The organism is Flavobacterium panici (assembly GCF_903819335.1).
GTDB classification, from domain to species: domain Bacteria; phylum Bacteroidota; class Bacteroidia; order Flavobacteriales; family Flavobacteriaceae; genus Flavobacterium; species Flavobacterium panici.
Genome location: NZ_CAIJDE010000036.1, coordinates 22,031 through 35,765, shown reverse-complemented (window position 1 = coordinate 35,765; position 13,735 = coordinate 22,031). Strand labels below are relative to the sequence as shown.

Sequence of the window (13,735 nt, the reverse complement as noted above, 5' to 3'; positions counted from 1 at the left end):
GAAAAGTTGTTTTCGTCTTATTTAGGAAGTTTAGCAAGAAATTTTAAAATATCATTTCCTATTTCGTTTACGTGTGTTTCAAGTGCAAAATGTCCGGTATCATAAAATTTTACCTCAGCATTTGGGCTGTCTTTTTTATACGCTTTTGCTCCGGCTGGTAAAAAGTAAGGATCTTTATCTCCCCAAACAGCCAGTATCATTGGTTTTTTGGTTCTAAAATATTCCTGAAATTTTGGGTAAAGCGCCACATTCGTTCTGTAATCTTTTACAAGATCAAGCTGAATTTCAATATTTCCCGGACGATCTAAAAAGTGCTGATCCAGTGTATAAGTTTCGGGAGCTATCAGGCTTTTATCAGCTACTCCGTGAAAGTACTGAAATTGGGTAACTTCTTTAGAAACAAAAATATTAAGTGCGTCGCGATTCGCTTGAGTTGGCTCTTTCCAATATTTCTGAATTGGATTCCATTCGCTGCTTAAACCTTCTTCATAAGCATTTCCGTTTTGGGATATAATCCCTGTAATTTTTTCCGGATTTGCCAAAGCAAGTCTAAAACCAGTTGGCGCTCCGTAATCAAATACATAAATCGCAAAACGTTTTAAACCAAGCTGATCGATAAAGCCCTGCATCGTTTTAGCCAAATTATCAAAAGTGTAAGCAAACTGTGTATGATCTGGCGCATCAGAATAACCAAATCCAGGTAAATCTGGAGCAATCACACGGTATTTTTTACTTAAAATAGGAATCAGGTTTCTGTACATATGCGATGAAGTTGGATATCCATGAAGCAATAGTACAACTGGAGCATCTTTTGGCCCAGCTTCACGATAAAAAATATTCAGTCCGTCTACCTTTATGGTATTAAAATGTGTGGTCTGAATTTCAGTATTACTTTTTGCTGCAAAAGATTTTTCTTGTGCATTTGCATCTATTCCGGATAGCGCTGTTAAGGTTAATATTAGCGCTGCAGATTTAATTGTGTTTTTCATATTTTCAATTGTTTGATACAAATTTACTTTGTATTTTTGATATCTAAATATGATATGTTATGATCATATTAATCACTAATAATGATACAATGAATAGCAATGATCTTAAAATATTTGAAGCTGCCGCAACACTCGGAAGCTTTACAAAAGCTGCAGAAGCTACTTTTACTGTACAATCGAATGTTACGGCACGCATAAAAAGTCTGGAAGAAGAATTTGAAACCGAACTTTTCAAAAGAGTTTCCCGAAAGGTTGTACTTACGGAAGCCGGCGAAACATTATTAAAATATGCGAAGAAAATAGGAAACCTATTAAATGATGCAAAAAATGATATTCAGAATTCAGATCAAATTGGAGGAACGGTACGCATTGGCTGTATTGAAACCACGATGGCATTAAAAGCACCTGATATTATTAATAATTTTAGCGAAATTTATCCGGCGGTTGAACTTGAGTTTCATTCGGCGGCATTATCAACACTTGTTCACGATGTATTAAATTATAAACTGGATGCCGCATTTGTTATAGCACCTATAAATATTCCAGAACTGGAACAAGTAGTTGTGCGCAACGAAAAGCTTCTTATACTTTCTCCACCGGGAACAAATAAATTAGAAGATATTCTTAAAGAGGATCCTTTAAAAATTGTAGTTTTTGAAAAAGGCTGTGTTTTTAGATCCCGACTTGAAACGTGGTTAAGTTCAAAAGGAATAACTCGATACAAAAGCACCGTACTTAATTCTATTGAAGGAATTATCAATTTTGTTGAAGCAGGTTTAGGAATCAGCATTCTTCCAGAAGAAGTAATTAACACGTATTACAGCGGCAGGAATATAAAAACTTTTCCGGTAAGCAAGGAGTTAAATACGATGACAACTTTATTAATTTATCGAAATGAAGAGCTCCATTCTAAAGCCCTAAATGCTTTTATTGAACAATACCGAGAACCTGCAGCAGTTTAAACTTTGATCCTTGACTTCCTTTTAAAATAAACAGAGAAGGAAATACAGCCAAATAGTTCATAAAAAAGTTTTTTTTAGTGACCAAAATCATTAACTTGTTATAAAATTAGAACTAATACCCCCTTATTTATGAGGTTTATTTCTAAAATTTTTCAAAACAAATTATACACGAAGTAATCATTCTAACATTAGAAAACACAATTACACATTGTGCTAAAAAACCAAAAACTATGCGAGTATCAGTAGTCCGAAAAAGTATAAAATTCACCCCAGATTCCAGAAGAGTTGTTGCCCGATATTTTATGAATGGTTATGAGCGAACCCAGCAAATGGTGCTTCGGATTATGACATTGGATGAAAAACAAGTGTTGGAAACTTTAGAGCAGACTCTTCGTGAATTTGCCAGACGCCATCGCAATATTTCGGCTATATTTTTTAGACACTGCGAAAAAATCAGGCCTATTATCGAATCCATGCAAGTCGATTATGAAGCCATGTCTTTGAATCGAAAAATGCTTATTGGTTCTTATTGCACTATGGAATATGCTATTGAATCTGCTGCTATTTTTAATCCCTCAATTGTAGAAGATTTTGATCAGTCGGGTCTTGAAGTTGGCGAAAAACGAGTTATTATTTCTTTTCGTGCCACGGGTGAAGGCCATATTTCATCTATTGTTTTTAGACGAGGAATCCTGGACAGAGACAACAATCTTCAGATAATGAAAATTGGTCATCATATTGATAAAGCCGAAATTGAACATAAAACTTTATTCAATAAAGAGCGATTTTTGACCAAGCTGATCGAAATGCATACGCAGGATAAATACATCGATCAAATTATGCAGGGTTTACCGGATGAATTTGAGTTTGCTGTCCTTAAAAGTTTATTAACCACAGCATTGGGTGATCCGTTGATTCGTCAGGAAAGAAGAGTTGCTCTTGAAGAAATTCTATGGCTGGCCAATTCGTTTTACGATTTGCAATTCAAACACGATTCTGATATTACGGAACGTGTTATTTTCCCAATATCCGATTCTGAAAGCCGCGGAATTGAAGACGCACGTTTTGTACGTTTTACCGATGATGATGATTCTGTTCGTGTAATGGCAACTTACACCGCCTATAACGGTCATGCTATTTTACCAAAACTGATTTCTACAGAAGATTTTTATTCTTTTAGAGTAATGCCTTTACACGGAGAAGGCGCCCAAAATAAAAACCTGGCTTTGTTTCCAAGAAAAATAAAAGGAAAATATGCCATGCTTGCCCGAATCGATGGTGTAAACAATTACATTATGTATTCGAACCGCGCAACACAATGGAATAATCCCGTTTTATTACAGCAGCCGCGTTACACCTGGGAACTTACCCAAATAGGAAATTGCGGTTCGCCACTTTGGACCGAGGAAGGCTGGCTTGTTATTACACACGGTGTTGGTACAATGCGTCGCTACTGCATTGGCGCGTCACTTTTTGATCTTGATGATCCGTCAAAAGAAATTGGAAGACTTAGCGAACCGTTACTTTCTCCGCTTGAAGACGAACGTGAAGGTTATGTTCCGAATGTAGTGTATTCCTGCGGGGCAATTATTCATAACAATAGTTTGATATTACCGTATGCGGTTTCTGATTATTCGTCTACTTATGGCGTGGTTGATATGGTGGAATTATTGGATGCTTTGAAGAAGAGTAAGTAGAAAATTTATCTTTTATTCAATCAGTACTAAAGTGAGATTACATTATCTTTACCTAGATTATTGTACATCAATTAGTAATGGAATCACTACGCGCTATTTTTACCGAAACCTTAGGATTAAGTTCCAATCATTTTGAAGAATTCTTAAAAGAATTGCATCTTAAAACCCTCAAGAAAAAACAATATTTAATTCAGGAAGGTTCTGTTTGCGATTTTATTGCTATCGTAATTTCGGGAACCTTGAGATCGTATGTGCAAAATAATGACGGAGAATTTAATAATGATTTTTATCTCGAAAATAGTTTTGCAAGTGCTTACACCAGTTTTTTAACGCAAATGCCAACAAACTGTAATATAGAAGCTTTAACGGATGTTGAATTATATTACATCACGCATAAGCAGTTTCATTCATTAATCGAAAAAGACACTAATTATTTAAAACTTGCCAAATACATTTCTGATAATTATTTCATCAGAAAATGTAAAAGAGAAACTTCTTTCCTAAAAAATTCTGCTGCCGAAAGATTAGAAATGATCAGAAAGCTTTATCCTGAAATTGAGCAGAAAGTGCCTCAATACCATATTGCCTCTTATTTAGGAATTAAGCCGGAATCTTTAAGCCGAATAAAACTCTTAACATACATCAATAAATAAGTCTGTTGTTATAATGAGCTTTGTACTTCATTAATTATTAAATATTAAATATTTGAAGTATGCCTATTATAAATTTAAAAGTCAGCGGCGAAGAAGACGCAGCTTTAGCAAAAGAATTAGCGGTAATTATTAGCGGCCTTACCAAAAAGGTGCTGAATAAAAAACCCGAAGTTACGGTTGTAACGGTATCATTTGTTCCAGACAATTTTTGGTTTATTAATTCTGAATCGCTGGAAGATTTACAAACAAAAAGTTTTCATCTTACGATTAAAATTTCTGATTCTACCAATCTAAAAAACGATAAAGCCAATTATATCGATGCTGTTCACGAAGCATTGGCACTTCGATTAGGCGGAATCCATCCGGTAAGTTATACTGCAATCGAAGAAATGAAAGCTGATGCGTACGGTTATGAGGGATTAACTATTGAATACAAACTGATTCATAATCGTATAAAATTAGAAAAATGAAATATATAAAACCATTGATTTTGGGCTGTTTGATTTTCATCCAAAATATAAGCGCTCAGCAAAAAACAGATAACAAAAAAGAAATAAATGCCATTATAGAAAAGTACAGCGAAAGCGTAATCAAAAAAGATTCTATCGCTTTTTACGATTTATTTAATGACGGAACTGTTACCTGGTGCGCTGCGCTTATGGATAAATCACAAAATAAAGAAATAGAAACAAACGGAAAAGAAAAAGCCCGATCGAATTATTTTTCCGGTACTTATAAAGGCTTTATGAGAAGTTTATTCCGCCACAAATCTACTGAAGATAAGTTTGACAACATTCATATTATTGAAGATGGAACTGTCGCCGCCGTAACAATGGATTATAGTTTTTGGGCGGATAATAAAATGACCAATTTTGGTGGTAAATATTTAACGTTAATTAAAAGAGATGGAAAATGGAAAATTACCAGCGTCATTTATTCCTTAGAACTTACTTCTTATTTTAAACAGCCTTCGCTAATAGACAGACAAAAAGAGAAGAAATTACAATTACTGTAAAGTCTTAACTCTGAAAAACAAAACCCTTAAACATTAATTTGTTTAAGGGTTTTATAGTTTAAAATTCAGAATAATTAATCTAAACCAGGAATGGTAATATCCCAAAATTTACCTGATGCTGTGTTTAAAAGAATAGCATTATAAATTCCGTCTGCAGAATCTTCTGTAGTAAATGGCGCTTGGTTTCCGCCTAATTTAGTTTGAACCCAGCCCGGATGAATTGGTGTTACAATAATTTCTTTATCAATTACTCTTGTTGCCAGCATTGCTGCATACATATTGATCGCATTTTTTGATATTCTGTAAGCTGTTCCATTTGGAGCTGCATTTTTTAATAATCCCATACTGCTTGAAATAAAAGCAATCTTTCCGCCCGTTTTAATATTTTTTAATAATGATTCTGTAAAGAAAATTACACTCGTCACATTTGTATCAATGGTTTCGGTAAAGGAATCAAAATCGGGTTGATTTGAAAAAGCATCGGGAGCAATTCCGGCATTGTTTACCAGTAAATCAATATCTGTTGTAATCGCTAAAATTTCTTTAATAGCGTTCTCTCTACTTTCCTGATTGGTAGCTTCTAATGAAATTACTTGCAAATTCGAATGCGAAAAATCATCTAACTTTCCAGATCTTGTTGTTCCTATTACATTATAATTTTCGTTTAGTAATTTTTTTATTAAGGCTAAACCTATTCCGCTGCTAATTCCTGTTATTACAGCTGTTTTATATAATTTGTTCATTTTGTTTTTATCTTAAATTAATTATTGGGTTTAAATCCGCCGCTTTGCATTAGTAAACCAAACCAGTCTTCTAAATGCCAGGTATGTGTTATTTTTCCATCTTTTAAATAATGAAATTCATGTATCGCGACAGACACTTTTTTGTCCGTTGCCGGTATGCCAATCAATTCTTTATTGTGTGTAAATACAATTTCAGCTCTTACCGCCGCACGTTCATGCGTTCCAAAGATTTCTAAAATATTGATTTCGATATCGGGAAAATCAGTTGTAAAACCTTTAATAATATCTTGTAAACCTTTTGGACCTGCTGCCTGATTGGGTAAAAGCGGCACATCCTTCCAGTCCGGCGTACAGATTTCATCTAATAATTCAGGTTGTTTTGTTCCCCAAATTGTATAAAAGGTTTTAATTGATTCTATTTCGGATGTTGTTAATCCTTTCACCATTTCTTCTTTATTTATCTTCATAATTTTACATGTTTTTCAGTCGTTTTTTCTGCAGAAAAATGGCTTATTATTACTTCTTAACTACTTTTGTTTACAATAGTTCCACAAATAAACTATCAATAGTTTATATTTGCAACTAATGTAAATTGATTTAAGAAAAATTGCGGTAACTAAAAAGTAACTTATGGCACGGAAACTACTTGAGAATAAAGATTCTTGTTCAATGCTTCACACAATAAATATAATTGGCACTAAATGGAAACCGCTTATTCTGTATTTACTGGCTAATAAAAGCGTGCGTTTTGGAAAACTACTTTTCTTTATGGAAGGTGTTTCTAGGAAAGTATTAACTGATCAGCTTCGTGAACTTGAAGAGGATGGTTTTATTTTGAGACAGAAATTTGGAGAAGTACCGCCAAGAGTAGAATATTCCTTAACAGATAAAGGAAAATCTTTTCTTCCGGTTTTAAAACAAATGTGCGACTGGACGATTCAATGGAATCCGGAAGTTTCGTTTATGGATTGTAAGATAGTTTTGCCTGCAGAAGATTAAATTCATCCAAATTATTATCTTTTCAAATTCGGGATTTTCTCTGTCAAATTCTTCCAATAACGTTTCGGCATGTGCTGTAAATGCAATTTGGTATTTTTTCTCGATTCGATATTAACGCTGCTGAAATAACGACGCCAGAGATTCTGAAAAAACTCCTCATCGTCGTCACATATTTCGGCTAAAAATTTAGAAGAATTGGAATTAGCATTAAACTCTAATTGTACCGATGTTGTATTTTCGAGATCATAATAAATGCCGTATTTGCGTTTGGCATCATAAATTAACCAGCGCTGATCGGCATAACGGTTTTTAAAATGACGTTCTATTAAAGGCAAAACATCGCAGTCGGGTTCTACGATTGCGTAATACAAATTGTCTTTGGTCAATTTAAACCGAACAAAAGCTTCCATTCTGTGGCTTTCTCTTCCGGTTAAATGAGCAGCTTTTCTAACTTCCAAAACTGGTGAATTAGATAAATCACCTTCCACATTTATGGAACTCGAAAAAATATATTTTACGTATTGAAATAAGGTTTCGTCAATTTTATCAATTTCAGATAAAAATGCTCTGTAAATATTCGCAAAACCTTCTTTTGATAGCTTTTGTTTCAATCCGTTTAAAACCCGTTTTGCTTTTACTAAATCTGTTGACACCAAATGTTTATCCGAAAAAAGCAAAGCATTTGATACTTCGCTTTTAGCAAAAACCACATCTTCGAGTTTAAGCTCGTAGATTTCAAATACAGCCGAAAGCCAGCCTTCAAAAGTACTATCGTAAATTACTTGTGTCATTGGGTTTAAAATAAAGAAAGCTGATTCGAAAAATCGTTTTTGTATTTGCTTTTCTGCGTATTTAAAATATGATCTTTTATTTGGATGGAAGTCAAATCCCGCTGCAATTGAAAAGGCGAAGCAAAAGCCAAAAAGTATTTTGATCTGCTGTAAGCGATTCCTAATTTCTGTAAATCTTCGGGCTGCAATCTTTTAAATTTTCTGGCGGCGACAATCTTATAAGCACTTCTAACTCCGATTCCGGGAATTCGAAGAATTAATTCTAAATCGGCAGTATTGATATCAACCGGAAATTGATTCAGATTTCGCAAAGCCCAGCCCAGTTTTGGGTCAATATCCAAATCCAGATTTGGCTGATCGAAACCTACAATTTCATTTACATTAAATCCGTAAAAGCGAATTAACCAATCGGCCTGATACAATCGGTTTTCCCGAATCATAGGAACCGGAGTTCCAATCGCCGGAAGCCGATTGTCATAACTTATGGGCACATATCCCGAATAATAAACTCGTTTCATGTTCATTTGTTCGTAGAAATAATTGGCCATTCCTAAAATTTCCATGTCATTTTCTTTGGTTGCACCAATAACCATTTGTGTACTTTGACCTGCCGGAGCAAAAAGCGGCGCTTTGTAGTTGAGCTTTTTTTCTTCTTTATAACTAACAATTTCATTTTTGAGATATTCCATTGGTTTAATCACATCAATATGATTTTTATCGGGAGCCAGTAATTTAAGACTTTGTTCTGTTGGCATTTCGACATTTACGCTTAAACGATCAGCATAAAGTCCTGCCTCTTTTAGTAATTCGTCGCTCGCGCCCGGAATCGCTTTTAAATGAATGTATCCATTAAAGTTTTCTTCTAGCCGAAGTTTCTTTACAATTCTCACCAAACGTTCCATCGTATAATCGGGATTATCAAAAATACCCGAACTTAAAAATAAACCTTCGATATAATTTCTTCGGTAAAAACCAATGGTCAAATCCACCACTTCCTGAACCGTGAAGGCGGCGCGTTTTACATCATTACTTTTTCTGCTCACACAATACGCACAATCGAAAATACAATGATTGGTCAGTAAAATTTTAAGCAACGAAACACAGCGCCCGTCTTCGGTATACGCATGACAAATTCCCTTTCCCAATGCATCGCCAAGTCCTTTGCCTTTATTTTCCCGTTTGCTGCCGCTGGACGAACACGAAACATCATATTTTGCTGCATCGGCTAAAATTGCCAATTTCTCCATCACTCTTTCGTGTACCATTTTGACCTTTTTTATTTGTTTTTGGAATAAAATTTTATCAATTCAAAATTAGGGATTTGGTATGGAGAAGGGTTGAAAATTAGTGTTCTAAATTGTATCAAAAATTCAAGCTAAAGTCAACAATAACAAAGCTTTTCTTAATAATTATCTTACTCAGGATAAAATAGTTAAAGTTTAAAAACAGGTATAAATACGTGGTTCAAAATTTTTGAATATTTATACATTGCGCTAACAGTTTAGAAAGTTTTTTTAGCCCCCTTTAAAATTATTTTTCAACTCTTTTTTTGATAAAATGGAGACTACTGTATTAGCGAATAAAATTTAAGAAATAAAAAAAGCTAAAGCAATGAATTTTGAAAAAGGACAAGATGTATCCTACACAACTTTAAGCGGAAGATCTTACAGGGCTATTGTATTAGAAAGAAAATTAGATTTTAAAAAAGGACTTATCAAAAAATCTGCAATGAAAGAAATGACTTTTCATTATTTGATTGAAGTCTATAGAAATGATCTTAGGGAACAAATTCTTTGTTCAGAAGATCAGATTAAGCTTTTAGAGCAAAAGGTATGTGTACAGAAAGCGGCTTAAACGCTTTTTACTATAATGAATTTCCATTTTTTCTCTTTCACTATTTCGCGTACCCACTTTGACCTTTCTTACTTTTGGAATGAATTTTTATCATTTCAAAATTAGGTTTTTGGCAAGAGGGAAGGATTGTAATTAATGCTTTAAAGTGCAATAAATTATATTTAACGTGTAGAGTAATTATTTTTATTTCTTATTTTTCAACACTATAGTATGTTAAATCAGGTGTTTATACTTGGTACTATTTTTTAAATTATTATGATGTTTGTGATGGAAAACCGTAAAGTAACCTAAATTAACTCTTTTATATTCGTAAGCGAATAAATTAAGTTTTCACATACAGTAATAAATTAAATATTTAAGAATAAACGAAATTATGCTAGACCAATCATTTTCATGTGATAATTTCAAAATCATATATGATCTAGAAAATCGGAAAGGTAATTTCGATTTAGATTTTTATTCAAAACCATATATAGATATAATTGATAAAATTAGAGATCTAAGGAGAGAAATAAAACTTGAAAAAGCAAGAAACATATCTGATGATTTTCTTCTTATTTTATTAAATCAAAAAGAAAAACTAGAAATTGAAAAAGAAAATCTTCTAGAGAATGATCTAACTAAATTTTCTCATGAGATTAACAAAGATTCTTTTTCATTTAAACTAAAAAGTTTTATTCCAGCACCTAGAGAAAAAACTATCTACACAACCGACAAGGACGCTGTTTCATACTTCGCAATGAAACAATTGCAACACAACATATATAGAACATTTAAAGTAAAACAATCCGACAGATATAAATTAGTAAAACAATTAAAATTATTGTTAGAAGATAACTTTCCGAAAATTATAATTAGAACAGATATTAAAAGTTTTTATGAAAGTGTTCCCCAATATGAATTATTAAAATTAATTGAAAACAATACATTATTAAGCCCAAAATCCAAATCACTCATTAAAAATTTATTATATAATTTCAATAAATTAACAAATCAACTTCAAATTGACAAAAGTATAAGAAAAGGTATACCGAGAGGCGCAGGCGTAAGTCCTTATTTAGCCGAACTATACATGAGAAATATTGATAATGAAATCAAAAACCTAGATGAAATATCGTTTTATGGAAGATACGTTGATGATATCATTATAATTTTTACTCCAAAATCTAATATTGTAACATCAAGTTATTTAAATGAAATTAAAAGTATAATTAACAATAGAGGCTTACAATTAAGCGAAGATTTGATAAGACCAAATAGAAGCAAAACTTTCGAATTGAATTTGATAAATCAAAATACTAATAAAGAAATAAATTTTCTCGGATATAAATTTGTAATTAATAGAGATTTATTTTCCAAAGTCAAGCTATCTGATAATAAAAAGAAAAAATATGAATCAAGAATAGAAAAATCGATACTTGATTACTTAAAAGAAGAAAAATACGACCAAAAAACAGCTAGAAAATTACTCGTTCATCGTATTAGCTATTTAACAAAAAACACTAAGCTACACCAACCTAAAAGAGGAATGATTGGAATTTATTATTCTAATAGTTTATTAGATAAGGATAGTACTTGTCTAGATGACTTAGACAATTCATTACACTTAATTATTGATCGTCTGTTAATAAATGTTCGTCACAATAATTTGAAACTCAAATTAAAGAAATACAGTTTTAAAAAAGGCTTTGAAGAAAAGCTATTCTTTAACATTAACTCAAAGAAAAAAGACATACCTGACATTCGTTCAGCAAAATACAAGCAAGATAAACCATTAATGAATAACTTCGAAAGAATAGTGAGTATTTGGAAATAATGAAAAAAAGAAAAAAGAAAATACTTAAATATTCTAAAGAGAGAGCAATTTTATCAGATGTTCTACCTTATGAAACCCCTATAACTTTTTCTAATAGGCACTTATACAATTTCTTAACTCTAAACAAAGTTAACTTAAATGGAGATTTCATTTCTTGGGAAAAATCTAAAAATGATTCTACAAACATTGTAAACGAACAATTTATTAGAGTTTTATTTGGTTTAAAGGGTCCAATTAATAACAATACAATTAAAATAGATCCGAAGAAAGAAAAGCGAAAAATACCATTTGGTTATAGAATCACACATAAAGAGAGAGACTTTAGAGAATTATCAATTCCTCATCCAAAAACACAATTAGAACTGGTTGCGTTTTATGAAAAATATAAAGAACTGATTCTTTACTATTCTAACATAAGTCCTTTCTCAATCAGAAAACCGCATGGTGTTGCTAAATTTATATTTAAAAATGATCGTTTACATAAGAAGAATAAAGGCGATAATGATGATATAATCGAAAGTCATGAAAAAGAATATGAAAATTTAAAAACATTTTTTACTTATAAAAAATATTCTAATATCTATCAGTTTTATGAAGACTATCGCTATCATAGAGCTGAAAAGAAATATAACAAAATGTTTAAGTTTGATATAGCCAAATGTTTTGACAGTATTTATACCCATTCATTATCTTGGGCGATATTCAATAAAGAAATCGTAAAAGATAATCTTAACAAAAAACCCTTTTCCGATGACTTTGATTGTTTTATGCAAAATTCAAATTATGGAGAGACTAACGGTATCCTAATCGGACCTGAATTTTCAAGGATTTTTGCAGAATTAATTCTACAACAGATCGACAAATCAATTGAGATAGAATTACGGAATGGTGAAAATAAGTTATATTTTAAAAAAGACTATGAAATCTATAGATATGTTGATGACTTTTTTGTTTTTTATAACACTGATGAAACAAGAGACAAAATTCTTTCTTTATACAAAATGAAATTGAAAGATTATAAGATGTCTATCAGTGAATCTAAAACAATATTTTATGAAAAGCCACTAATAACTGATCTTACTATTGGTAAAGGGCGAGTAGTAGAATTATTTGATGAAAAAATAAAATTAAAAATTGAGAAGCCTGAAGATGAAAATGAAATCTTTCACAAACTAAGTTATGACTGTAATTCAAATAAATTAATAATTAAGTTCAAAACAATTATAAAAGAGTCTAATGTTCAATATAAAGATATAATGAATTTTACTTTTGCAATAATTGGAAAACGACTTGAAAGATGCATAAATAAATTTGAAAAATACTATTCTACTTTATGTGAATTAGAAAAAGATAGTCAATTAAATGAGGAAGAAATTAAGAAAAAAACTAAACAAGAAAGTGTTTTTTCAAATTTTATCGTAGAGTATCTAGATTTCCTTTTCTTTTTATATTCAGTTTCACCTAAAGTTAATTCAACCATTAGAATTAGTAATATCTTAGCACTTGTTATAAAATACTTTAATGGTAAATATAGATACAAAATTGTAGCACCATTTTTAACCCATAGTTATTATTTATTTGATAGATTTCAAAATTCTTCAACATCCAAAGAATTTGTTTTGAAAAAAATAGCTGATGAAATTAATTTAGTAATATCGAGCAGTAAAATGGAAAAACATATTCAAATTGAGAATTTATACTTACTTATTTTATTAAGAGAGTTAGGGAAAAAATTTACTTTAACCGAAAACGAACTAATAAAATATTTTAAGCTTGAAGAATCAAACGAAAAATTAGCACTATCCTTCACTCCAAATTACTTTACAATTACTGTTTTATTATTTTACATAAGGGATATCAAATCGTTTAGTAGAATAAAAAGTATGCTTAAAGATGAAATCATAAATAAAATTAAACTTGTTGATTTGCCTAAAAGAAATCAAACTACAGAAAATGTTTTATTATTTTTTGATGTCTTATCTTGCCCATATTTGGACAATAAATTTAAGCGAGAAGTATTTACTTTATTTAATATTGACATAATATATCATAATCAAATATTAATGTACAAAAAAAGTAAAAAATATTGGTTTACTAAGTGGGATAATTTTAACTTAGCAAAAGAATTAACCGCAAAAAAATCATTAGAAGTTTATTCATAATATAAAATTTTGCACCAACCAAATCGAATGCATTTAGTTAATTTTAATAATAAT

14 protein-coding genes are annotated in these 13,735 nt (G+C 31.4%); 9 read left to right on the top strand and 5 right to left on the bottom strand.

Annotated elements, in window-relative coordinates:
• Positions 1 to 17: 17 nt before the first annotated feature.
• Positions 18 to 989, bottom strand: a complete 972-nt coding sequence (locus FLAPXU55_RS08710) for an alpha/beta fold hydrolase (protein ID WP_082356432.1) — start codon at positions 987 to 989, stop codon at positions 18 to 20.
• Positions 990 to 1,048: 59 nt separating this feature from the next.
• On the opposite strand from FLAPXU55_RS08710, the gene FLAPXU55_RS08705 reads away from it, so the two are divergent.
• The 5 genes from FLAPXU55_RS08705 (at position 1,049) to FLAPXU55_RS08685 (ending at position 5,316) form a co-directional block, all read left to right on the top strand.
• Complete coding sequence (locus tag FLAPXU55_RS08705; protein WP_235992008.1) at positions 1,049 to 1,951, top strand: LysR family transcriptional regulator; 903 nt, start codon at positions 1,049 to 1,051, stop codon at positions 1,949 to 1,951.
• Between the two features lie 230 nt (positions 1,952 to 2,181).
• Positions 2,182 to 3,648 (top strand): glycoside hydrolase family 130 protein, encoded by a 1,467-nt coding sequence (locus tag FLAPXU55_RS08700; protein WP_053472346.1) that lies wholly within the window; start codon positions 2,182 to 2,184, stop codon positions 3,646 to 3,648.
• Positions 3,649 to 3,725: 77 nt separating this feature from the next.
• Positions 3,726 to 4,301 (top strand): Crp/Fnr family transcriptional regulator, encoded by a 576-nt coding sequence (locus tag FLAPXU55_RS08695; protein WP_180857348.1) that lies wholly within the window; start codon positions 3,726 to 3,728, stop codon positions 4,299 to 4,301.
• Positions 4,302 to 4,360: 59 nt separating this feature from the next.
• Positions 4,361 to 4,771 carry a tautomerase family protein gene (locus tag FLAPXU55_RS08690; protein WP_180857347.1) on the top strand — a complete coding sequence of 137 codons (411 nt, stop codon included), beginning with the start codon at positions 4,361 to 4,363 and terminating at the stop codon, positions 4,769 to 4,771.
• Complete coding sequence (locus tag FLAPXU55_RS08685; RefSeq protein WP_180857346.1) at positions 4,768 to 5,316, top strand: YybH family protein; 549 nt, start codon at positions 4,768 to 4,770, stop codon at positions 5,314 to 5,316. The genes FLAPXU55_RS08690 and FLAPXU55_RS08685 overlap by 4 nt, the downstream gene beginning before the upstream one ends.
• Before the next feature lie 74 nt (positions 5,317 to 5,390).
• Here the strand turns inward: FLAPXU55_RS08685 and FLAPXU55_RS08680 are convergent, their stop codons facing one another.
• Complete coding sequence (locus tag FLAPXU55_RS08680; RefSeq protein ID WP_180857345.1) at positions 5,391 to 6,059, bottom strand: SDR family NAD(P)-dependent oxidoreductase; 669 nt, start codon at positions 6,057 to 6,059, stop codon at positions 5,391 to 5,393.
• Positions 6,060 to 6,076: 17 nt separating this feature from the next.
• Positions 6,077 to 6,526 carry an ester cyclase gene (locus FLAPXU55_RS08675; RefSeq protein WP_180857344.1) on the bottom strand — a complete coding sequence of 150 codons (450 nt, stop codon included), beginning with the start codon at positions 6,524 to 6,526 and terminating at the stop codon, positions 6,077 to 6,079.
• Positions 6,527 to 6,689: 163 nt separating this feature from the next.
• On the opposite strand from FLAPXU55_RS08675, the gene FLAPXU55_RS08670 reads away from it, so the two are divergent.
• Entirely contained in the window at positions 6,690 to 7,058 is a 369-nt protein-coding gene (locus FLAPXU55_RS08670; protein WP_180857343.1) for a winged helix-turn-helix transcriptional regulator, read from the top strand.
• A gap of 14 nt (positions 7,059 to 7,072) precedes the next feature.
• Here the strand turns inward: FLAPXU55_RS08670 and FLAPXU55_RS08665 are convergent, their stop codons facing one another.
• Both FLAPXU55_RS08665 and FLAPXU55_RS08660 read right to left on the bottom strand, forming a co-directional pair.
• Entirely contained in the window at positions 7,073 to 7,849 is a 777-nt protein-coding gene (locus tag FLAPXU55_RS08665) for a TIGR03915 family putative DNA repair protein (protein ID WP_180857342.1), read from the bottom strand.
• 5 nt (positions 7,850 to 7,854) lie between these two features.
• A complete protein-coding gene (locus FLAPXU55_RS08660) occupies positions 7,855 to 9,114 on the bottom strand; it encodes a putative DNA modification/repair radical SAM protein (RefSeq protein ID WP_180857341.1) in 1,260 nt (419 codons plus the stop codon).
• A 346-nt stretch (positions 9,115 to 9,460) separates the two neighbouring features.
• On the opposite strand from FLAPXU55_RS08660, the gene FLAPXU55_RS08655 reads away from it, so the two are divergent.
• The 3 genes from FLAPXU55_RS08655 to drt3b all read left to right on the top strand — a co-directional run bounded on the left by FLAPXU55_RS08655 (position 9,461) and on the right by drt3b (position 13,681).
• Positions 9,461 to 9,703 carry a hypothetical protein gene (locus FLAPXU55_RS08655; RefSeq protein WP_180857340.1) on the top strand — a complete coding sequence of 81 codons (243 nt, stop codon included), beginning with the start codon at positions 9,461 to 9,463 and terminating at the stop codon, positions 9,701 to 9,703.
• A gap of 373 nt (positions 9,704 to 10,076) precedes the next feature.
• Positions 10,077 to 11,519 (top strand): antiviral reverse transcriptase Drt3a, encoded by a 1,443-nt coding sequence (drt3a, locus tag FLAPXU55_RS08650; RefSeq protein WP_180857339.1) that lies wholly within the window; start codon positions 10,077 to 10,079, stop codon positions 11,517 to 11,519.
• Complete coding sequence (gene drt3b, locus FLAPXU55_RS08645) at positions 11,519 to 13,681, top strand: antiviral reverse transcriptase Drt3b (RefSeq protein ID WP_180857338.1); 2,163 nt, start codon at positions 11,519 to 11,521, stop codon at positions 13,679 to 13,681. The genes drt3a and drt3b overlap by 1 nt, the downstream gene beginning before the upstream one ends.
• Positions 13,682 to 13,735 lie beyond the last annotated feature (54 nt).

Excerpts from the sequence above, each read along its gene's own strand:
- drt3a (WP_180857339.1), top strand. The coding sequence starts at position 10,077 with ATGCTAGACCAATCATTTTCATGTGATAATTTCAAAATCATATATGAT.
- FLAPXU55_RS08680 (WP_180857345.1), bottom strand. The coding sequence starts at position 6,059 with ATGAACAAATTATATAAAACAGCTGTAATAACAGGAATTAGCAGCGGA.
- drt3b (WP_180857338.1), top strand. The coding sequence starts at position 11,519 with ATGAAAAAAAGAAAAAAGAAAATACTTAAATATTCTAAAGAGAGAGCA.
- FLAPXU55_RS08675 (WP_180857344.1), bottom strand. The coding sequence starts at position 6,526 with ATGAAGATAAATAAAGAAGAAATGGTGAAAGGATTAACAACATCCGAA.
- FLAPXU55_RS08670 (WP_180857343.1), top strand. The coding sequence starts at position 6,690 with ATGGCACGGAAACTACTTGAGAATAAAGATTCTTGTTCAATGCTTCAC.
- FLAPXU55_RS08690 (WP_180857347.1), top strand. The coding sequence starts at position 4,361 with ATGCCTATTATAAATTTAAAAGTCAGCGGCGAAGAAGACGCAGCTTTA.
- FLAPXU55_RS08710 (WP_082356432.1), bottom strand. The coding sequence starts at position 989 with ATGAAAAACACAATTAAATCTGCAGCGCTAATATTAACCTTAACAGCG.
- FLAPXU55_RS08665 (WP_180857342.1), bottom strand. The coding sequence starts at position 7,849 with ATGACACAAGTAATTTACGATAGTACTTTTGAAGGCTGGCTTTCGGCT.
- FLAPXU55_RS08700 (WP_053472346.1), top strand. The coding sequence starts at position 2,182 with ATGCGAGTATCAGTAGTCCGAAAAAGTATAAAATTCACCCCAGATTCC.
- FLAPXU55_RS08655 (WP_180857340.1), top strand. The coding sequence starts at position 9,461 with ATGAATTTTGAAAAAGGACAAGATGTATCCTACACAACTTTAAGCGGA.
- FLAPXU55_RS08660 (WP_180857341.1), bottom strand. The coding sequence starts at position 9,114 with ATGGTACACGAAAGAGTGATGGAGAAATTGGCAATTTTAGCCGATGCA.
- FLAPXU55_RS08695 (WP_180857348.1), top strand. The coding sequence starts at position 3,726 with ATGGAATCACTACGCGCTATTTTTACCGAAACCTTAGGATTAAGTTCC.
- FLAPXU55_RS08705 (WP_235992008.1), top strand. The coding sequence starts at position 1,049 with ATGATCATATTAATCACTAATAATGATACAATGAATAGCAATGATCTT.
- FLAPXU55_RS08685 (WP_180857346.1), top strand. The coding sequence starts at position 4,768 with ATGAAATATATAAAACCATTGATTTTGGGCTGTTTGATTTTCATCCAA.